Origin of the sequence: Gallaecimonas kandeliae (genome assembly GCF_030450055.1) — a bacterium.
Taxonomy (GTDB): Bacteria; Pseudomonadota; Gammaproteobacteria; order Enterobacterales; family Gallaecimonadaceae; genus Gallaecimonas; species Gallaecimonas kandeliae.
In genome coordinates this window covers 3,405,229-3,424,309 of sequence record NZ_CP118480.1, presented here as the reverse complement: position 1 = coordinate 3,424,309, position 19,081 = coordinate 3,405,229, and the positions used below count along the sequence as shown (strand labels likewise).

The window sequence follows — 19,081 nt, the reverse complement described above, 5'->3', positions numbered from 1 at the left end:
ATAAGAAAGTAGGGAATGGAATTGCAGAGCGTCATCGTAGAGCGGTCGTCAGAGCAGGAAAGCCGCTGGCTTGAACACACCCGAGTCGGCATGCGCCTCGACATAGAGCTGCTCGACCATCGCCGCAGCCGTTTCCAGAGCGAACTGGTGGGCTACCGCCTGGGCCGCTTCCTGATAGTGCGCTTCGACGAGCAGGTGTTGCCGGCCAAGCTCAGCGTCAACGGCCTGGTGGCGGTCTGCCGCTTCCTGGTGGAGGACAGCGTCGGCGAGTGCTACGCCTTCAAGGCGCAGATCCTCAGCCTGGTGCGCCTGCCTGACAAGCTGCTGTTCCTCTCCTTCCCCGACGAGATACAGCGCCGCCCCCTGCGGGCCATCAAGCGCCAACGCATCGAGATCCCCGCCTCCATCCAGCTGCACAGCGACAAGGCCCTGGCCGCCAGGGCCTATGGTGGCGCTGTCACCGACATCTCCCAGAGCGGTTGCCGCTTCCGTTTCGACGAAGGGCACCAGGGCCGCAAGGTCGCCCTGCTGCCGGTGCTGGTCAACCTCCTGGGCCAGGAACCTGGCCTGCGGCGCCAGATCCCGGGCCTGGTGCGCAACTCCAAGCTGGAGGAAGAGCGCCTCTACGTCGGTATCCAGTTCGAGCAGGTGCAACTGGACTTCGCTTAAACCCTCAGGGCGTTTTGGCCTGCTGTGCCGGCGGCGTCTTCGGCTGTATCGCCTTGCCCTGGGCTGCCTTCTCTGGTGCGGCTTTCACCTCCGACTCCAGGGGGATGAGGCTGGCGATGTTGTTGTAGGGCAGCATCAGGATCTTGTGGTCGGCGTAGAGCCAGAGGTAGCGGCTGGTGGCCGCCACCAGCTGGACCCTGGGCAGGGTCAGGGTATGGGGGCCTCCGGCTATGGGATAGATGGCGGTGACCTGGTAGTGGGGGGTCTGGTCTTCACGGATGGCCTTGGCCCTGTCCAGGGCGGACATCTTGATGAAAGCGCTGAGATAGAGCAGGGCCAGGAAGGCCACTGCCAGCCAGGGGTTTATCCGGAACAGGGTCTTGTTGTGCTTGTCACTGGCCCTGGCATAGCGGGGGAAACGCCGCCTCAGTCCTCTGTTCAGCAGGAAGGCCAGGTAGAATCCCAGGACGCCGCCGGCGATGTAGGCGAAGGCGATGGGTTGATGCACGGCGCCCAGGATGAAGTCCAGCAGCTCCATTTGTGTCAGGGCATCCACCTTGAAGGCGCCCAGCAGGTAGAGGCTGTGGACCAGGCCGACGATACTGGCGCAGAGGTAGCAAAAAGAAATGGCCAGGGTGGGGTGTTTGCCGGCAAAGCGCCACAGCGCCTGGCTGTCCGACTTCAGGCGGGCAAAGTAGCCCTCGGCGCTGGTGATGGTCTCTGGAGGGGCTTGGCTCATGATCCTTGGGCTCGCGGGTCGTCCTTGCCTACAGCCTACCCAATAATGGCGCAGCGCGCCTAGCCCCCAAATCCAACCCGATCCCATTGTCACTCCACAGCACCCCGAGTCATTCCTCGCCTTAAACCCTAAAGCCGCCATCGGGACCGAATCTTTTAACAATCCTGTGAGCTATGCTGCGTAAGTGGTTAAGCAGGCTGTAATTTACGTCGTCGCTCGTGTTAAAAGACAGGGCGGTCGGCGCCAGCAACAGGGTGCCGGACCAGGCCAAGACAAGGACAAAAAAGATCAAGAAGGAGTCCGGGGTGAAAGGGGGGATTAGGGGCCTGTTATTGGCCCTGGTGGCGTTGCTTGCCGCTTGTGGCGACAAACCCAAGGCTGTGACCAGCCAGCAGACGACCACGGGTCTGGAACTGCTCGATCAGAATTGGGATGACCAGGACAGGCAGGCGGCCTGGACCCTGAGTTTCGGCTCCCGCATCCTGCCCATCAACTGGTTCCTGGCCTTGGAACAGGCCGGCAGCAAGCGCCTATTCAGCGCCAACCTGGCCCGCTTTGGCTTCGCCAGTGCCGGCGTCTCACCGCGTAACCCCGACGGGCTGCCCATAGGGATGACCGTCACCCCCGAACACCAAGGCCGGCAATGGGTCGGGCTGGGCTGTTCGGCCTGCCATTCGGGCCAGGTCTACCATGGCGGCCATACCCTGCACATCGACGGCGGCCAGTCGCTGCTGGACTTCCAGGGCTTCGAGAAGGCGCTGCTCAAGGCCCTCGAGGCCACCCTCGATGACGATGCCCGCTTCCAGCGTTTCGCCAAGGCCACAGGCGAGGCGCCGGCGGCGCTGCGCCCGGCCCTTGAGGCCAGGCTCGAATGGCTCAAGGCCCGCGCCGCCCTCAACGCCACCCATTTCCCCTATGGCCGGGGCCGGCTCGATGCCTTCGGGCAGATCTTCAACGCCGTCACCGCCGATTTCCTCGGTATCCCGGAAAACCGCCGTGAGCCGGATGCCCCCGTCAGTTACCCCGTGCTCTGGGATGCGCCCCATCTGGACCTGGTGCAGTGGAACGCCTCGGCCCCCAATGCCGGCCCAGGGCCCCTGGTGCAGAACGCCACCACCACCCTGGCGGTGTTCGGTGAACTGAACATCCACAGCCCTGGCCAGGGTTACGACTCCAGCATGGAGCTGGAGAACCTCGGCAAGATCCAGGACCTCTGGTACCAGCTCAAGGCCCCTGCTTGGCCGGAGGCGGTACTGGGCGCCATAGACAGGCCCCTGGCGGAGAAGGGCCGCGCCCTCTACCAGGCCAACTGCCAAAGCTGCCATGCCCTGGCCGATGAGTCCGACGCCAAGCGGGAGCTCAGGGCCGTGCCGGTGCCGGTGGAGCAGCTAGGTACCGATCCCAAGATGGCCAGCAATTTCGTCAATGCCAGCGCCAAGAGCGGCGCCTTCGCCGGCCAGAAGATGCTGTTCCTGGCCGGCCCCACCCTGGGGGAAACGGCTCCCAGCATAGAGCTGGTGCTCCATGCCGCCGTCGGCGCCCTGGCCCACCATCCCCTGGAGGCGATGCAGCAGCAGCTGGAGAGCCTCCATAAAGTGGACAAGACCCCCCTCAACCAGCGGCCTTTTGATTACAAGGCAAGGCCCCTGTCCGGGATCTGGGCCTCGGCGCCTTACCTGCATAACGGCTCTGTACCGACCTTGGCGACGCTGCTGTCCAAGACGCGGCCGGCCCGTTTCCCTGTTGGCAAGGTGGAGTTCGACCCCAAGAGCGTGGGCCTGAGCAGCCAGGTGCTGGACAGCAGGCAGGTCAGCTTCTTCGACACCAGCGAGCCCGGCAACGGCAACGGCGGCCACGACTATGGCACCAGCCTCAGCGACGCCGACAAGGCGGCCTTGCTGGAATACCTGAAAACCCTGTAGAGGAAAGACGATGAGCAAGGGAAGCGCCCTGCGCTGGTTATGGCGGCTGCTGATATTGGCGGCCCTGGCACTGCTGGTGCTGGTGGCGGCCTTCGCCTGGTATGTACAGTCCTCCAAGTCCCATATCCCCCAGTTGGAGCAGGTGGACCAGTACCGCTACCTGAGTGACTGGGACCCGGACCAGCGCCAGCTCTACTACCGCACCCCCCAGGGCACGGTGCTGCCCCAGGGCGCCGGTGACGCTGCCTTGCGCTACGACTGGTTCCTGGCCTTGGAACAGCCCATGTCCAGGTCCAGCTTCGCCGACCCGCTCTTCCTGCGCCGCTTCCGCTTCCTGGCCGACCCGGTGGACCCCGACGGCCTGCCGGTGGGCTTCACCCGCCGCCATGTGGCGAGCCTGAGGGACGACGTCCTCGACATCAACTGCAGCGCCTGCCACACAGGCCAGCTCAATTACAGCAAGGACGGCCGCCGCTACGCGCTGCGGGTGGACGGTGGCCAGGCCATGCACGCCTTCACCGATCTCGAGATGGGCAGCTTCGGCCCCACCCTCATCAGCGCCCTGGCGGAGACCTGGGCCAACCCCCTGAAGTTCGAGCGCTTCGCCGAGAAGGTGCTCAAGAAGGGCGGCTCCAGGGCCCAGCTGCACGCCCAGCTGGGCGACACCCTCAAGGCCTTCCTTGCCATCAAGCAGAACAACCCCCTGGCCCACCTCTACCCCACCCGGGAGGGCTTCGGCCGTACCGACGCCCTGGGGCGCATCGCCAACACCCTCTTCGGCGACCACCTGGACCCTGCCAACCTCCAGCCCTCGGCGGCGCCGGTGAGCTACCCCTACCTGTGGAACATGTGGAAATTCAACTGGGTGCAGTACAACGGCTCCGTCGCCCAGCCCCTGGCCCGCAATGTCGGCGAGGCCCTGGGGGTCGGTGCCGACATCCAGCTGCTGGACAAGGACGGCAAGGCGCTGCCCCCGGACCAACGCTTCCACAGCTCGGTGCAGGTGCAGGGCCTGGAGAAGATTGAGCGGGCCCTGCAGCAGCTGCCCCAGCCCCAGTGGCCGGAGGACATCCTCGGCAAGGTGGACAGGGCCAAGGCCGAGCAGGGCAGGGCGCTGTTCGCCCAGCATTGCAGCCAGTGCCACGGCCCTCATCTGGCCAGCGGCCCCCGCCAACAGGCGGAGGCCCCGCTCAAGAAGAGCCCGGCCGACCAGTGGCTGATCGAGGTGATAGGGCTGGACCATATCGGCACAGACCCCAGCGCCGCCGACAATTTCATGACCAAGACCTATGATCTCTCCGCCACCGGCCTGGACCAGGCCGGGATCAGCGCCCTGCTGGCGCCGCGCCTCAAGCGCCAACTGGCCCGCGACATGCTGATGCGCCTGCAGGAGCTGGCCGCCGACCAGGCCCTGACGGAAGCGGCCAGAGGCGATTTCGCGGCCCTGGCCAAGGCTTTCCCTGCCCCGGACGCCCTGGCCGACGCCGGTTTCCAGCCGGACCAGGCCCCGGCCATCAAGGCGGTGCTGAATCGCTACGACCTCAAGGCCAGCGCCGCCCTGAGCCCTGACTTCCAGACGCCCCAGCTCTATTGCGACCACCAGTGCCAGCTCGACGCCCTCTGGTTCGACCTGGATCTGGCCCTTGATCATATCGACACCAGCCTCAAGGCCCTGGATCCCAAGCACCTTACCGAGGGCCTGGGCCTCAACCTGGTGGGGCTGCTGGTCAAGCAGCGTTACTACCAGGACCACGACGTGACGGCCGAGCAGCAGCGCTGCCTGGAAGGCTTCGGCGCCCTGGATCTGCCCCAGCAGATAGCGGGCTACAAGCCGCGGCCCCTGGGCGGGGTCTGGGCCACACCGCCCTTCCTGCACAACGGCTCAGTGCCCAACCTCTACCAGATGCTGGTGCCGGCCGCCGAGCGCGACCAGCGCTTCTTCCTGGGTCCCAGGGAATACGATCCTGTGCACCTGGGGTACATCACCAAGCCGCTGCCCGGTGGCGAGCCGGACGGTTTCTGGTTCGACACCAGAGAGCCCGGCAACCACAACAGCGGCCACAGCTTCGAGGCCAGCCCCGCCCAGTGGCAGGCCTTCGAGGCCGATCCCAAGGGCCATCCTTTACCAAAAGGGGTGATAGGGCCCAGGCTCAGCGAGCAGGAGCGCATGGCGCTGCTGGAATACCTCAAGATCCACACCGACAACCCCAGCGGCGAGCCTTACCAGCCGGGGCCGGCCTGCCTGGCCGAGACGCACTGAGGAGGGAACCATGGGCCAAAAGCAAGAGGCGTTTGATTTCGCGAAAGTCAGCCAGGACGAAGCGGCCTGGCTGGCGGCCCGGCGCCAGGCGGCCGGTGTGGACGCCAACCAGCCCAGGGTGGGGCTGGCCTTTTCCGGCGGCGGTATCCGCTCCGCCTGTTTCCAACTGGGGCTGATGCAGGGCCTGATCCACAGGGACAGGCTCAGGCAGGTGGACTACCTGTCGTCGGTGTCCGGCGGCGGCTACCTGGCCGGCGGCTACCAGTGGCTGAAGCGGCAACAAAAAGACGACCACAGGCTCTTCGACGCCGGTGTGCTGAACTGGCTGCGGGGTCACGCCAGCTACCTGACCGCCGGCAAGGGCGTGGGCGGGGCCACCCTGGGGGCGGCCATGCTGGCCTCCAGCCTGTTCAGCCTGCTGGTGTTGCTGCCCATGCTGCTGTTCTTCCTCTGGGCGGCGGGGCTGCCCCATTCCAAGCTGCCCTGGCCGGCCTGGTTGCACATGCCGGAAACCGGTGCCATCCACGGCCATGCCGGTTACCTGCTGATGCTGATGGCGGCGGCGGCCTGCTTCGCCTTCTACCTGCTCAGCATTCCCACCATGGCCCTTTGGCGGGCAGGGCGGCGCGGCGACCTCAGCCACATCTTCAAACCCAGGCTCTTCATGGGCAAGCTGCTCAAGTGGGCCCTGGTGTTGGCCCTGGCCGGCGGCCTGCCGCTGGTGGCCCAGTTCGACGACAGCCTGGTGGCCCTGGTGGGCTCCGAGACCCTGGGCCAGCTCAGTGGCCACTTCAATTATCTGCTGCCCTTCGCCACCGGCGCCTGGGCCATGACCAGGGCCGCCATGAAGCCCAAGCTGGCCCTGTTCGGCCTGGCCATGCTGTTGTTCGGCATGGCCGCCTTCGCCTACCACCTGGTGTTCCACGCCGGCATCACCCACCACCTCTGGTACTGGGGCTGGCTGGCCCTGGCCGTGATGCTGGCGAGCCTGGCCAGTGTCAACCGCACCTCCATGCACAGCTATTATCTGGCACAGCTGGCCCAGGCCTTCTTCTACACCGGCAAGCCGCAGATCAAGGACATGCCCCTGTCGGAGCTGACCCCAGGCAATGGCGCCCCCCTGCCGCTGTTCAACACCACCCTGGCCACGGCCAATTCCAGGCGGCCCCTGGCCCATGCCCGTAAGGGCGACAGCTTCACCTTGAGCCCCCTTTACTGCGGCAACCCCGCCACAGGTTATGCCCAAACGGCCCAGTTCCAGGCCGGCCGCCTCAGCCTGGGGGAGGCGGTAACCACCAGCGGCGCCGCCGTCGACCCTGACCAGGCCCAGACCGCCAACAAGGGCCTGAGCTTCCTGATGACGCTGCTCAACTTCCGCCTCGGCTTCTGGGTGCACCATCCCCGGCGGGCCGGGGTGCGCTTCGGCCACATGCCCTTCTGGCTGATCTTCAAGGAGCTGCTGGGCCGGGGCCTGCACGAGCATGCCGCCAACCTGCACCTGTCCGATGGCGGCCATTTCGAGAACCTCGGGATCTATGAACTGTTGCGCCGCGAGTGTGATGTCATCATCGCCAGCGACGCCGGCGCCGATCCCGATGCCCGCCTGCTCAGCCTGGGGCTGCTGCTGCAGCGGACCGAGGCGGATTTCGGCTGCCATATCAATCTGGATCCCCGCCCGCTGACGACGGTGGAGGACGGGGTCCATCAGAGCAGCCATGCGCTGGGGGAGATCCGCTACGCCTCGGGCAAGCGCGGCCGGCTGCTGTTCATCAAGGCGCTGCTGACCCCCCAGTCCTCGGCCCAGGTCAGCTGCTTTGCCAAGCAGGATCCCAGCTTCCCCAACGACAGTACTGCCGATCAGTTCTTCGACGAACGGCACCTGGACGCCTACCGGGAGCTGGGCCGGGAGAACCTGTTGCGGGCCCTCAAGGCCCTGGACGAGAGCACGGTACCGGCGCCGACGCAGCAGGAACCGGCCCTGGTCTGAGGGCAAAAAAGAAGGGGCCTAAGGGCCCCTTCTTTTTCATGTGGCTTTTTAGAAGCCGTCGGTCAGCACCACCTCGGCCAGGGGCAGCTGGCCGCCCCTGGGATGGGCCGGCTTGGCGGCCTTGCCGATGACCACGAACATGGTCACCAGGTGGTCTTGTGGCAGCTTGAGCAGCCGGCCCACTTCCTCGAAGTCGAAGCCGTCCATGGGGCAGCTGTCATAGCCCATGGCCTTGGCGGCCAGCATCAGCGTCTGGGCGGCCATGCCGCAGGAGCGCAGGGCCTCGTCCCGCTGCACCTGCTCGCGGTTCCTGTAGTACTGGTCGATGGCGGTGGCCATGAAGTCCTGAACGGCGCCGTCGGCCTTGGCCCAGTAGCGCTGGGGCTCCTTCTCCCAGGCCTTGAGGTCGGCGCAGAGCACCACCAGCAGGGAGGCGTCGGTGACCTGGGCCTGGTCCCAGGCGGCGGCGCGCAGCTGTTTGCGCAGCTCGGGATCCTTGGCCAGCACGAAGCGCCAGTTCTGGATGTTGAAGGCGGTGGGGGAGAGCAACGCTGCCGACAGCAGCTTTTCTTCTTCCTCGGCGCTGAGCCTGTGGGTGGGGTCGTAATGCTTCACGGCCCGGCGGGCCTGGATGGCTTCAAAGGCGTCCATGTTCAAGTTCCTGATAACTAACGAAGTCCGCTGGCACTCTAGCAAGATGGCGGGCGCCAATCCATGAAGCTTTTCCGAACAGGGTTATCGGTATTAGCGGCGGTGCCGGGGCAGGGCCGCGGCCCGCGCCGCCCGGGACTATAGTGAAAGTTCCCCGCCACTGGGGCGGGGCCTTGGATAGTCCTTGAGGAGACCCATCATGATGATCGCAAGGTGGAGTATCGACGCCAAATTCGGCTACAAGGAAGACGCCATAGCGCTGCTCAAGCGCTGGATGGAAGAAGTCGCCCCGCAAGTGGGGTTGGAGGCCGGCAAGATGCGGCTCTTGACCGGCTCGGTCGGCGCCCTGGAGGCGACCCTGGTGGCGGAACACTTGGTGGCGGACCTGGCCGAGCTCGACGCCGTCTGGGCCAAGCTGGCCAGCCTCGATGCCCACCGCCGCTGGGGCAAGGAGCTGGAGCCCCTGGTGGTGTCCGGCACCAGCAAGTGGGAGATCTACCGGCTGCTGGGCTGATACCTCAAGCTGAGCGGCACCACTTCAGTGACGGCGCTCAGAAGACGGCATGCCGCCCTTTGCAATAACTTCCTAAAATATCTAGGCTTCGCGGTAAAAGCGCCCTGGAATATGCCATGACCAAAGTCCTGATCTGCGACGACTCTGCCATGGCACGCAAGCAGATGGCCCGCTCCCTGCCCAAGGATTGGGATATCGAGATCCTCTTCGCCAAGGATGGCCGCGAAGGCCTGCAACTGATCCGTGCCCAGCAACCCCAACTGCTGTTCCTCGACCTGAACATGCCCGACGTGGACGGCTACCAGGTCCTGGAATTCCTGCGCCTGGCCAAGATGGACCTGCCGGTGATCGTCGTCTCCGGCGACATCCAGGCCGAGGCCCATCGCAGGGTCATGGCCCTGGGGGCCCTGGCCTTCATCCAGAAACCCATGGCCGCCGAGCGCCTCAAGGAGGTGCTGGCCGCCACCGGCCTCTACCACCAGGGCGAGGTGTCAGCGGCCAGGGAAGAGCCGGGCCTGGCCGTGGACATCCGCGACGGCTACCAGGAAGTGGTGAACGTGGCCATGGGCAGGGCCGGGGCCCTGCTGGCCCAGATGCTGGGCATCTTCGTGAAGCTGCCCATTCCCAAGGTGGATCTGCTGGAGCTGAGCGAGCTGCGCATGGCCCTGGCGTCGGCCAACTCGTCGCGGGTCTCCGCCATCTGCCAGGGCTTCATAGGCCCGGGCCTGGCCGGTGAGGCGCTGCTGCTGCTGGACGACGCCGATATGGCGGATCTGGCCAGGCTGCTGCGCTTCGAGGGGGAACTGACCGAGTCGGTGCAGGTGGAACTGCTGTCCGACATCGCCAACGTCCTGGTCAGCGCCTGCCTGGCGGGCCTGGGCGAACAGCTGGACGTGCGCTTCTGCCAGGGCCACCCCGTGGTGCTGGGGCTGCACCGGGACATAGGGGAACTGCTGGCCCACGGCAAGCCCTGGCAGCGGATCCTGGCCGTGGAGCTGAGCTACGGCCTGGAGGGCTACCACCTGACCTTCGATCTGCTGCTGCTGCTGGCGGAAAGCGCCATCCCCACCCTCAACTACAAGATCGCCCACCTGCTGGAGTAAGCCATGAACTCGATAGCCGAACTGAACGAGATCCACTGGCTGGTGGAGCTGCTGCAGAACGTGGATGTGGGCATGGTGGTGCTGGACAGAGACTACAAGGTGCAGATCTGGAACGGTTTCATGGAAAACCACAGCGGCCTGCTGCCGAGCCAGGTCAAGGGCAAGAGCCTGCTGGAGTGCTTCCCCGAGCTGGACAAGGCCTGGTTCGACCGCAAGGCGGCCATGGTCTTCACCCTCAAGAGCCGCGCCTTCATGACCTGGCAGCAAAAGCCCTACCTCTTGAGGTTCAACAACTACAGGCCCATCACAGGCACCGCAGAGCACATGTTCCAGAACGTCACCCTCTTTCCCCTCACCGGCTTGTCGGGAGAGGTGACCCATATGGCGATGCTGATCTACGACATGACCGATAGCGCCCTGGCCAGCCAGGGCGGCCACTAGGCAAGCAGGCCCTTCAGGCCAGCAGGTAGAGGAAGAAGCCGAAGCCGCCGAAGAGGCTGGCGCCCAGCAGCAAGGTGATCCAGTAGGAGGGTTGGCCTGGCTCAGGCCGGCGGTTGCGGGTCTTGCGAAACATTCCTTGTCTTTCGTCCTTGTGGTTAATGCGGCCCATCATCCTTGAGGGCGTCGGCGCCTGCCTGAACAGGGGCTCTGTCTTGCCAAGGCCGGGCCAGGCCTTGGCGGTTCCCGGTGTGCATGGGCGGCAGGGCCAGGGCCCGAACGCTCCATCTTTTGGGGCCAGCCGTCCATTGACTGGCACCCAGGTTCGCGCATTGTCTCTTACAGCGGCGGCCAAGGGTAGCCTGGGCCGCACCGTCCTTCAGCTGGCGTTAGGTTTGGCGACCGGCTAGGCGCAGGCCAGGCCGGCTTCCCTTTAGCCGGTGTTGCGCATTCCCGCCGCTATGCCGGCCATGGTCACCATCAGCGCCTGTTTGACCGGCTCCGGCACCTCGCCGCCCTTGCGGGCCCGGCGCAGCAACTCCACCTGCAGTATGTTCAGGGGATCCGTGTAGGGGTTGCGCAGCCGGATCGACTCCTGCAGCCAGGGATCCTGGTCCATCAGATCCTCTTCCTTGGAGAGGGTCAGCAGGGTGTGGATCCCCTCAAAAAGCTGGGAGCGCAGCTGCTTGCCCAGCGGCCAGAGGTCCTGGGGCACCAGGCGCTGGTCGTAGTAGGCCGACAGCTCGCTGTCGGTCTTCATGTAGACCATCTCCAGCATGTCCAGGCGGGCCTTGAAGAAGGGCCAATCCCGGTAGAGGGTCTCCAGCTGCTGCTGGTCCCCCGCCTCTATGGCCTTGCGCAGGGCCTGGGCCGCCCCCAGCCAGGCCGGCAGCATCAGCCGGTTCTGGGTCCAGGAGAAGATCCAGGGAATGGCGCGCAGGGACTCGATGCCGCCGCCCTGGCGGCGCTTGGACGGCCTGCTGCCGAGCGGCAATGAGGCCAGCTCCTGCTCTGGGGTGGCGGCGCGGAAATAGGGCACGAAGTCGGGGTTGCCCCTTACCACGGCGCGGTAGGCGCTGCAGGCGTCACCGGCGAGACGGTCCATCAGGGCCCGCCAGGAAGGCTCTGGCTCGGGTGGCGGCGCCAGCCGCGCCTCCAGTATGGCGCTGGTGTAGATCATCAGGCTGTTGACGGCGATGGCCGGCAGCCCGAACTTGAAGCGGATCATCTCGCCCTGCTCCGTGACCCTCAGGCCGCCGTCCACCGAGCCTGGGGGCTGGGAGAGGATGGCGCCCTGGGCCGGGCCGCCGCCGCGGCCTATGGTGCCGCCGCGGCCGTGGAAGAGGCGCAGCCCTATGCCCTGTTGCTGGCCGATGCGCACCAGGGCCTCCTGTGCCTGGTACTGGGCCCAGGCGGCGGCCATGACGCCGGCGTCCTTGGCCGAGTCCGAGTAGCCGATCATCACCTCCTGGTGGCCCTGGATGTAGTCCCGGTACCAGGGGATGTCCAGCAGCGCCGAGATGACGTCGGCGGCGTTGTTGAGGTCGTCCAATGTCTCGAACAGCGGCGCTATGGGCATGGCCCACTCCATGCCCGCTTCCTTGAAGAAGAGCGCCACGGCCAGCACGTCCGAGGGCTGGGAGGCCATGGAGATGATGTAGATGCCGAGGGCCTGCTTGGGCTGGCGGGCCACCACGGCGAAGGTGTCCAGCACCTCCTGGGTGTCGGGGCTGGCCTGCCAGTGGTGGGGGATCAGCGGCCTCTTGCTCTGCAGCTCGGCCAGCAGGAAGGCCTGGCGCTGGGCCTCGTCCCACTCCAGGTAGGAGCCGAGGCCGAGGTAATGGGTCACTTCGTCCAAGGCCTGGGCGTGGCGGCCCGAGTCTTGGCGGATGTCGAGGCGGATGAGGTGCAACCCGAAACAGCGCACCCGGATGATCATGTCCAGCAGGGGGCCGTCGGCGATACGCTCCATGCGGCATTCGCAGAGGCTCTTGTGGATGGCCAGCAGCGGCGCCAGGAATTCGGCGTCGTCCCAGAGCAGGCCTTCGTCATTGCCCGGCTCGCCCCTGAGCACGGCCTCGATATGGGCCAGGGTCTTGCGCAGCCGGTTGCGCACCTTGCGCAGGGCCACCCGGTAAGGCTCGTCGCTGTGCTCGCCCATGGCCATCACCTCGGCGTTGGCCTGGCTCATGGACAGCTCCGAGATGAGGGGGCTCAAGTCGCGCAGGAAGAGATCCACCGCCGTCCAGCGGGACAGCAACATCACCTTTTCCGTGATCTTGGCGGTGACGTTGGGGTTGCCGTCGCGGTCGCCGCCCATCCAGGAGGCGAAGCGCACCGGGCTCTTGTCCCAGGGCAGTTCCAGGCCCAGCTGGCCGAGCTTGGCGTTGAACTGGCGGATGAACTCGGGCACCGCCTCCCAAAGGGCGTTCTCCACTGTGGCGAAGCCCCACTTGGCCTCGTCAACAGGGGTGGGCCTGTTGCCGCGGATCTCGTTGGTGTGCCAGGCCTGGGCGATGAGCTGGCGCAGCCTGTCCTGCCAATGCTGCTGTTCGGCCTTGCCGATGGCGGGGTTGTCCAGGGCTTCCAGGCAGTGGGCTATCTCGTCGTACTTGACGATGTTGGTGCGGCGGGTCACCTCGGTGGGGTGGGCGGTGAGCACCAGCTCTATGTCCAGCTCCTTCAGTACCTGGGGCAGCCTGGCCTTCTGGTCGGCGCTCAGGCCTTCCAGCAGGGCGTCCAGGTGCTTGCCGGCGCTGTCGAGGTTGTTGGCGATGGAGAAATGCTGCTCGGCGATGTTGGCGAGGTTGAGGAACTGGTTGAAGGCGCGGGCCACCGGCACCAGCTCGTCGTCCGGCAGGCTGGTGAGCATCTCCAGCAGCTCGTCGCGGCGGGTGCGGTCGCCGAAGCGGGCGGCCTTGGCCAGCTGACGGATGGCCTCAATACGGTCCAGGCAGGCCTCGCCCTGGTCGTGGGCTATGGTCTGGCCCAGCATGTCGCCAAGCATGTGTACCTGCCGCTTCAGGGCGCCGTATTGATCTGCCATGGTTGCTCCTTCCTTTAAGTCAGTTTCAGTAACCTTGTTCAGGGTCGACGACCTGGTCCAGGGCCAGCCCTTGGCACATGGCCAGGTAGTTGTGGTAGACGGCCTTGGCCAGCTCCTTGCCGCTGGTGACGCTGGCGCAGTGGGGGGTGATGCGCACCCTGGGGTGCTGCCAGAGCGGGCTGGACGGCGGCAGGGGCTCGACATCGAAGACGTCCAGGCAGGCGCCGCGCAGCAGGCCCTGGTCAAGGGCCGAGCGCAGGTCGGCTTCCACCAGTTGGGGGCCGCGCCCGGCCTGGATGAGGTAGCAGGGCTTGCCGAGCTTGGCGAAGAAGCCGCTGTCCATCAGGCCGCGGGTCTGGTCGGTCAGGGGTAGCAGGCAGATCAGGTAGTCCAGATCCGCCAGGAAATCCTCAAGCTGCTCGGGGCCGTGGAAGGTTTCCATGGCCGGCAGACGCTTGAGGGTGCGGCTCCAGCCCTTCAATTGGAAGCCGAGCCCGGCCAGGCCAGCCGCCACCGCCTGGCCCAGTTCCCCCAGGCCCATGATGCCCACCACGCCGCCGCGCCGGTAATGGCGGGGTTGCCAGTGGCCCTGGGCCTGGTCGGCGGCCATGGCGTCCCACTGGCGCTGTTCGGCGAGGATGGCCAGCAGCACATAGTCGCGCATGTCGGTCTTGAGGCTGGGGCTGACGGTGCGGCAGAGGGTCACGCCCAGGGGGATAGCCTCGGTCAGGCCGTCCACTCCGGCGCCCAGGCTCTGCACCACCTTGAGGGCGGGAAAGTCCCCCAACACCCCTTGGGGCGGCTGCCAGCAGAGGGCGAATTCCACCGCCTCCGGCCGCTCTATGTCGGGCCAGATCTGGATGTCCAGGCCGCCGTCCAGGGCCTTGAGGCGCTCGGCCAGGCCTTCGCCGTTGCGGCCCGGCATGATGATGGCGAGGCTCATGAAGGCTCTCCCGGCAGCTGCTTGTGCAGTTTGACCGCCTGCTGGCGCTTCTTGCGGGCCCGCAGGTTGAGGGTTTCCACGGCCAGGGAGAAGGCCATGGCGAAGTAGACGTAGCCCTTGGGAATGTGCAGGCCGAAGCCCTCGCCGGTGAGGGTGAAGCCCACCAGGATCAGGAAGGACAGGGCCAGCATCTTGATGCTGGGGTGGCGGTCCACGAAGTCCCCTATGGCCTTGGCGGCCGCCATCATCACCAGTACCGACAGCACTATGGCGATGATCATCACCTGCACATGGTTGGCCAGGCCCACGGCGGTGATCACCGAATCCAGGGAGAAGACGATGTCGATGAGGGCGATCTGCACCAGGGTGGCGGCCAGGGTCACGGAGCGGGGCGCGGCTTGGCTTTCCTCTGCCCCTTCCAGGCTGTTGTGGATCTCATGGGTGCTCTTCCAGATAAGGAAGAGGCCACCGAGGATAAGGATGCTGTCACGGCCCGAGATGGCGAAGCCGGCCAGGCTGAACCAGGGGCTGGTCAGGCCCATGACCCAGGCCAGCGATAGCAGCAGCAAGATGCGGGTACCCATGGCCAGGGCCAGGCCGAGCAGCCGCGCCTTCTGACGTTGCTGTTCGGGCAGGCGCCCCACCAGCACTGAGATGAAGATGATGTTGTCGACGCCGAGGACGATTTCCAGCGCCGTCAATGTCGCCAGTGCGACCCAGGCGCTGGGATCTGCCAGCCATTCCATTCTGTAAACCTGTTGTTAAATGACAACGCTTTCCCGATGTTACGCGAGGCAAAGCCGCTTGACCATGCTTTGTATCAGCTCCATGGCCGGCCGCAGCTGGTCCATGGCCAGGTACTCGTCCGGCTGGTGGGCCTGGCGGATGGAACCCGGGCCCAGTACCAGCACTTCCCCGCCCAGACTGGCGAAGAAGGGCGCTTCGGTGGCGTAGTTGGCCGCTTCCACCGGGCTTTGCAGAAGCCTGCCGATCTCGTCCTGGAAGGGGCCGGGCGGGCTGACGAAGGCCGGGCAGGGAGCATGCAGGTGCTCCCAGGCCAGGGCGCCGGGATGTGCTTTTTCTACATTTGACAGGCTTTCCTTAAGCAGGCCTTCCAATTCGGGGATGCTCATGCCCGGCAGCGGCCTGATGTCGATGTGCAGCTCGCAGCAGCCGCAGATGCGGTTGGCGTTGTCGCCGCCGTGGATATGACCGAGGTTTAGGGTGGGGTAGGGCACGGCGAAGTGGTTGTCCTGGTAACGCTCGGCCAGTTTGCCCTTGAGGGCGATGAGGTCCCCCATGACGCCGTGCATCAGTTCCATGGCGTTGAGGCCGGCGGCCGGATCCGAGGAATGGCCGCTCCGGCCTGTGATGCGGATGCCGGCGCTGATATGGCCCTTGTGGCGGCCTATGGGCTTGAGTTCGGTGGGCTCGCCCACCAGGGTCAGGGCCGGGCTGAAGGGGTTGGCCTCGGCCAGCAGCCGAGCGCCGTCCATGGTGGTCTCCTCGTCGGCGGTGGCGGCGATGCGCAGCGGCGCCTTGAGTTGGCTGAGATCCATGGTTTCCAGGGCGCCCAGCACCAGGGCGAAGAAGCCCTTCATGTCGGTGGCGCCGAGGCCATACCAACGGCCGTCCCGCTCGGTGAGGCCAAGGGGGTTCTTCTGCCAGCGGCCTTCGTCGAAGGGCACTGTGTCGGCGTGGCCTGTCAGCAGCAGGCCGCCGGGGCCGCTGCCCAGTTCTGCCCAGAGGTTGAGCTTGTTGGGGCCCACAGGCTGCAGCGTCACCTTGAAACCCAGGGTCTCGCACCACTGGGCCAGCTGTTCTATCACCGCCTTGTTGCCCGTATCCAGGGCCGGATCCGTGGCGGACACCGACGGCAGGCTCAAGAGCCGGTTGAACATCTGATCCAGGGACGGCAGTCTGCTCATGAATAATTTCCTATTGGTATTGCATTAAAAATCAAGCGCGGTTAGTCTAGCGAACATTGAATTAAAATCCACGCTTTGGGAATAAAAATGTCACATGCGATGCGACGACACAGCTGCACTTTCCGTTAGTCCGGGAGGCTTGCCTGCCCGGGAGCAGGCCGCGTTGCGTCAGGCATCAAGACTGCTCATCTAGACTAGAAGTCACACAGACAGAGAGCCGTTGCATGTTGAATACCCTCATTATCGGTGGCGCCGGTTACACAGGCCAGGAACTGTGCAAGCTGGTAGCCAGCCATCCCCAGCTCAAGCTGGCCCATGTGTTCGCCTCCGCCGGCTCCAAGAACGCCGGCGAACCCCTGCCTTTGGGCATAGCCGGCACCATCGAAGACGGCAGCCCGGCTGCCATTATCGCCGCCGCCCGTGACGCCCAGGTGATACTGCTGGCCACCCCCCACGAGGCCTCCGCCGAGCTGGTGCCGGAACTCATCAAGCACAGCGACGCTCTGATCGTCGATCTCTCCGGCGGCTTCCGGCTGGCGGCCGACGCCTATCCCCAGTGGTACGGCTTTGAGCACCCTGCTGCCGAGCTGCTGAACAGGGCCGTCTACGGCCTGGTGGGCTGGAACGACGAAGCCATCAAGGCCAGCAAGCTGATCGCCGCCCCCGGTTGCTACCCCACCGCCAGCCTGTTGGCCTTGAAGCCCCTGATGAAGGCCGGGCTGATCAAGGGCCTGCCCATCATCAACGCCGTGAGCGGCGTCAGTGGCGCCGGCAAGGCCAACAAGCCCCATACCCAATTCTGCGAGGTCAGCCTCAGCCCCTACGGGGTGCTGGGCCACCGCCACCAGCCGGAGATCGCCCAGCACCTGGGCCACGACCTGGTGTTCACCCCGCACCTGGGGGCCTTCGACCGCGGCATCCTGGCCACCATCACGGTGCCGGTGCAGAGCGGCACTGTCCAGGCCGATATCGATGCCCTCTACCTAGACTGCTACGGCGAGCACCCCTCCGTCATGCTGTCGGGCGATCTGCGGGTCAAAGCTCCTGCCATCAAGAACGTGGCCCATACCCCCTACGCCCAGATCGGCTGGGCCCTGGATGAAACGCGTGACCTGCTGGTGCTGGCCAGCGCCATCGACAACCTGCTCAAGGGCGCCGCCAGCCAGGCGGTGGAATGCATAAATATCCACTTTGGATTCAGGCTGAAGCCCCTGCCGGGCTATGGCTGGGAGGCGTTATGACCCCATTGGTGATCAAGATTGGCGGTGCCGCCCTGGAGGCGGGCCCGGTATTGGACCAGCTGCTGAAGGCCCTGGTGGCCATGGAGCGCCCCGTGGTGCTGGTGCATGGCGGCGGCGACCGCGTCGACCAGGTGCTGAAGCAGGCCGGCATAGAGCCCCGCAAGCACAACGGCAAGCGCATCACCTGTGAGGCCAGCCTGCCGCTGGTGGTGGGCACCCTGGCCGGAGAGATCAACAAGAAACTGGTGGCGCGGCTGCGCGCCTTGGACGGCGAGCCCGTGGGCCTGGCCCTGGCCGACGGCATAGCCCTGGCCGAGCCGGCGGGCGAGGAATGGGGCGCCGTGGGCGTGCTCACCCAGGGCTCCAGCACCTTGCTGTCGTTGCTGCTGCAGGGGGGCTTCTTGCCGGTGGTGAGCAGCATCGCCGCCAGCCGGGAAGGGGAGCTGCTCAACGTCAACGCCGACGAGGCGGCCGCCATGGTGGCCTCTTTGCTGGACGCCGAACTGCTGCTGCTGAGCGACGTTTCAGGGGTGCTGGATGCAAAGGGCCAGCTGCTGCCTGAACTGAATGGCGCCGACATCGCCCGGCTCAAGGCCGACAGCGTCATCACCGGCGGCATGGTGGTGAAGGTGGACGCCGCCCTTCACGCCGCCCAGGCCCTGGGCCGGGCAGTGCGCCTGGCCTCCTGGAAGGACAGCCAGGCCCTGGCCAACCCCGCCCTCGGCACCGCCATCGCACCCTGAGGTAAAGATGAAGCATTTATTGACCGATTTTGATTGGAACGCCGCAGAGCTCAAGGCCCTGCTGCAACAGGCCGCCACCCTCAAGGCCCACCCGGCCGACTATGCCCAGGCCCTGGCCGGCAAGTCCGTGGCCCTGCTGTTCGAAAAGCCTTCCCTGCGCACCCGCGTCACCTTCGAGCTGGGTGCCCAGCAGTTGGGCGCCCTGGTGGTCTACCTGGACCAGAGCCACGGGGCGCTGGGCAAGCGCGAGCCGGTGGGGGACTTCGCCCAGAACCTGTCCTGCTGGGTCAACGCCATAGTGGCCCGCACCTACAGCCAGGCCACCCTGGACGAGCTGGCCGCCAAGGGCTCTGTGCCGGTGATCAACGCCTTGTCCGACCGCTTCCACCCTTGCCAGGGCCTGGCCGACATGCTGAGCCTCTACGAGGTGTTCGGCAAACTGGAAGGGGTCAAACTGGCCTACGTGGGGGACGGTAATAATGTCACCCACTCCCTGATGATACTGTCGAAGCTCTTGGGCGTTGAGATGCTGGTGGTCACCCCCAAAGGCTGCGAGCCGGCCGCCGACATCATCCAGGCCACCGGCATCCAGGTCACCGACGACATGGCGGCCCTGGAAGGGGTGGACGCCATCTATACCGACACCTGGATCTCCATGGGTGACGACAAGGATCCGGAAGCGGTACTCAAGACCTTCCTGCCCTACCAGATCAATGGCGACGTCATGAAAAAGTCCGGCGCCAAGGCCTTCATGCACTGCCTGCCCGCCTACCGCGGCAAGGAAGTGACGGCCGAGGTGCTGGAGGGGCCCCAATCCATAGTGCTGCGCCAGGCCGAGAACCGCCTGCATGTGCAGAAAGCCGTATTCCTGAAGCTTCTTAAAGAGGATTAATACCA

16 protein-coding genes are annotated in these 19,081 nt (G+C 65.7%); 10 read left to right on the top strand and 6 right to left on the bottom strand.

Features of this window, described 5'->3' with window-relative positions:
- Positions 1 to 15: 15 nt before the first annotated feature.
- On the top strand, positions 16 to 669 hold the full coding sequence (locus PVT67_RS16845) for a flagellar brake domain-containing protein (RefSeq protein WP_301495685.1): 654 nt from the start codon (positions 16 to 18) through the stop codon (positions 667 to 669).
- 4 nt (positions 670 to 673) lie between these two features.
- Here PVT67_RS16845 and PVT67_RS16840 read toward each other — a convergent pair whose 3' ends face one another.
- The gene (locus PVT67_RS16840; protein ID WP_301495683.1) at positions 674 to 1,408 is read right to left on the bottom strand and encodes a hypothetical protein; all 735 of its coding nucleotides are present in this window, start codon (positions 1,406 to 1,408) and stop codon (positions 674 to 676) included.
- A gap of 305 nt (positions 1,409 to 1,713) precedes the next feature.
- Here PVT67_RS16840 and PVT67_RS16835 point away from each other — a divergent pair, with 305 nt between their 5' ends.
- The 3 genes from PVT67_RS16835 to PVT67_RS16825 are packed head-to-tail and all read left to right on the top strand — an operon-like array spanning position 1,714 to position 7,577.
- Positions 1,714 to 3,330, top strand: a complete 1,617-nt coding sequence (locus tag PVT67_RS16835; protein WP_301495681.1) for a c-type cytochrome — start codon at positions 1,714 to 1,716, stop codon at positions 3,328 to 3,330.
- A 10-nt stretch (positions 3,331 to 3,340) separates the two neighbouring features.
- A complete protein-coding gene (locus PVT67_RS16830; protein ID WP_301495679.1) occupies positions 3,341 to 5,590 on the top strand; it encodes a c-type cytochrome in 2,250 nt (749 codons plus the stop codon).
- A gap of 10 nt (positions 5,591 to 5,600) precedes the next feature.
- Entirely contained in the window at positions 5,601 to 7,577 is a 1,977-nt protein-coding gene (locus PVT67_RS16825; protein ID WP_301495677.1) for a patatin-like phospholipase domain-containing protein, read from the top strand.
- Between the two features lie 48 nt (positions 7,578 to 7,625).
- Here the strand turns inward: PVT67_RS16825 and PVT67_RS16820 are convergent, their stop codons facing one another.
- Positions 7,626 to 8,228 carry a nitroreductase family protein gene (locus PVT67_RS16820; protein WP_301495675.1) on the bottom strand — a complete coding sequence of 201 codons (603 nt, stop codon included), beginning with the start codon at positions 8,226 to 8,228 and terminating at the stop codon, positions 7,626 to 7,628.
- A gap of 199 nt (positions 8,229 to 8,427) precedes the next feature.
- Between PVT67_RS16820 and PVT67_RS16815 the strand changes: the two genes are divergently transcribed.
- From PVT67_RS16815 to PVT67_RS16805, 3 genes are all read left to right on the top strand, one after another.
- Positions 8,428 to 8,742, top strand: coding sequence for a hypothetical protein (locus PVT67_RS16815; RefSeq protein WP_301495673.1), 315 nt, complete (start codon positions 8,428 to 8,430; stop codon positions 8,740 to 8,742).
- A gap of 116 nt (positions 8,743 to 8,858) precedes the next feature.
- Complete coding sequence (locus PVT67_RS16810; protein ID WP_301495671.1) at positions 8,859 to 9,845, top strand: response regulator; 987 nt, start codon at positions 8,859 to 8,861, stop codon at positions 9,843 to 9,845.
- Between the two features lie 3 nt (positions 9,846 to 9,848).
- Complete coding sequence (locus tag PVT67_RS16805; RefSeq protein WP_301495669.1) at positions 9,849 to 10,286, top strand: PAS domain-containing protein; 438 nt, start codon at positions 9,849 to 9,851, stop codon at positions 10,284 to 10,286.
- A gap of 430 nt (positions 10,287 to 10,716) precedes the next feature.
- Here PVT67_RS16805 and ppc read toward each other — a convergent pair whose 3' ends face one another.
- The 4 genes from ppc to argE are packed head-to-tail and all read right to left on the bottom strand — an operon-like array spanning position 10,717 to position 16,200.
- The gene (ppc, locus tag PVT67_RS16800; RefSeq protein ID WP_301495667.1) at positions 10,717 to 13,329 is read right to left on the bottom strand and encodes a phosphoenolpyruvate carboxylase; all 2,613 of its coding nucleotides are present in this window, start codon (positions 13,327 to 13,329) and stop codon (positions 10,717 to 10,719) included.
- A gap of 25 nt (positions 13,330 to 13,354) precedes the next feature.
- Entirely contained in the window at positions 13,355 to 14,272 is a 918-nt protein-coding gene (locus tag PVT67_RS16795; RefSeq protein WP_301495665.1) for a 2-hydroxyacid dehydrogenase, read from the bottom strand.
- Complete coding sequence (locus tag PVT67_RS16790) at positions 14,269 to 15,018, bottom strand: TerC family protein (protein ID WP_301495662.1); 750 nt, start codon at positions 15,016 to 15,018, stop codon at positions 14,269 to 14,271. The genes PVT67_RS16795 and PVT67_RS16790 overlap by 4 nt, the downstream gene beginning before the upstream one ends.
- Positions 15,019 to 15,057: 39 nt before the next feature.
- A complete protein-coding gene (argE, locus tag PVT67_RS16785; protein ID WP_301495660.1) occupies positions 15,058 to 16,200 on the bottom strand; it encodes an acetylornithine deacetylase in 1,143 nt (380 codons plus the stop codon).
- 224 nt (positions 16,201 to 16,424) lie between these two features.
- Between argE and argC the strand changes: the two genes are divergently transcribed.
- The 3 genes from argC to argF are packed head-to-tail and all read left to right on the top strand — an operon-like array spanning position 16,425 to position 19,076.
- Entirely contained in the window at positions 16,425 to 17,441 is a 1,017-nt protein-coding gene (gene argC, locus PVT67_RS16780; RefSeq protein WP_301495658.1) for an N-acetyl-gamma-glutamyl-phosphate reductase, read from the top strand.
- Positions 17,438 to 18,184, top strand: a complete 747-nt coding sequence (argB, locus tag PVT67_RS16775; protein ID WP_301495655.1) for an acetylglutamate kinase — start codon at positions 17,438 to 17,440, stop codon at positions 18,182 to 18,184. The genes argC and argB overlap by 4 nt, the downstream gene beginning before the upstream one ends.
- Before the next feature lie 7 nt (positions 18,185 to 18,191).
- On the top strand, positions 18,192 to 19,076 hold the full coding sequence (gene argF, locus PVT67_RS16770) for an ornithine carbamoyltransferase (protein ID WP_301495653.1): 885 nt from the start codon (positions 18,192 to 18,194) through the stop codon (positions 19,074 to 19,076).
- Positions 19,077 to 19,081 lie beyond the last annotated feature (5 nt).

What these genes read in the sequence shown, in the direction of transcription:
- PVT67_RS16845 (WP_301495685.1), top strand. Translation starts at nt 16, where the DNA reads ATGGAATTGCAGAGCGTCATCGTAGAGCGGTCGTCAGAGCAGGAAAGC.
- PVT67_RS16840 (WP_301495683.1), bottom strand. Translation starts at nt 1,408, where the DNA reads ATGAGCCAAGCCCCTCCAGAGACCATCACCAGCGCCGAGGGCTACTTT.
- PVT67_RS16830 (WP_301495679.1), top strand. Translation starts at nt 3,341, where the DNA reads ATGAGCAAGGGAAGCGCCCTGCGCTGGTTATGGCGGCTGCTGATATTG.
- PVT67_RS16825 (WP_301495677.1), top strand. Translation starts at nt 5,601, where the DNA reads ATGGGCCAAAAGCAAGAGGCGTTTGATTTCGCGAAAGTCAGCCAGGAC.
- PVT67_RS16820 (WP_301495675.1), bottom strand. Translation starts at nt 8,228, where the DNA reads ATGGACGCCTTTGAAGCCATCCAGGCCCGCCGGGCCGTGAAGCATTAC.
- PVT67_RS16815 (WP_301495673.1), top strand. Translation starts at nt 8,428, where the DNA reads ATGATGATCGCAAGGTGGAGTATCGACGCCAAATTCGGCTACAAGGAA.
- PVT67_RS16810 (WP_301495671.1), top strand. Translation starts at nt 8,859, where the DNA reads ATGACCAAAGTCCTGATCTGCGACGACTCTGCCATGGCACGCAAGCAG.
- PVT67_RS16805 (WP_301495669.1), top strand. Translation starts at nt 9,849, where the DNA reads ATGAACTCGATAGCCGAACTGAACGAGATCCACTGGCTGGTGGAGCTG.
- ppc (WP_301495667.1), bottom strand. Translation starts at nt 13,329, where the DNA reads ATGGCAGATCAATACGGCGCCCTGAAGCGGCAGGTACACATGCTTGGC.
- PVT67_RS16795 (WP_301495665.1), bottom strand. Translation starts at nt 14,272, where the DNA reads ATGAGCCTCGCCATCATCATGCCGGGCCGCAACGGCGAAGGCCTGGCC.
- PVT67_RS16790 (WP_301495662.1), bottom strand. Translation starts at nt 15,018, where the DNA reads ATGGAATGGCTGGCAGATCCCAGCGCCTGGGTCGCACTGGCGACATTG.
- argE (WP_301495660.1), bottom strand. Translation starts at nt 16,200, where the DNA reads ATGAGCAGACTGCCGTCCCTGGATCAGATGTTCAACCGGCTCTTGAGC.
- argC (WP_301495658.1), top strand. Translation starts at nt 16,425, where the DNA reads ATGTTGAATACCCTCATTATCGGTGGCGCCGGTTACACAGGCCAGGAA.
- argB (WP_301495655.1), top strand. Translation starts at nt 17,438, where the DNA reads ATGACCCCATTGGTGATCAAGATTGGCGGTGCCGCCCTGGAGGCGGGC.
- argF (WP_301495653.1), top strand. Translation starts at nt 18,192, where the DNA reads ATGAAGCATTTATTGACCGATTTTGATTGGAACGCCGCAGAGCTCAAG.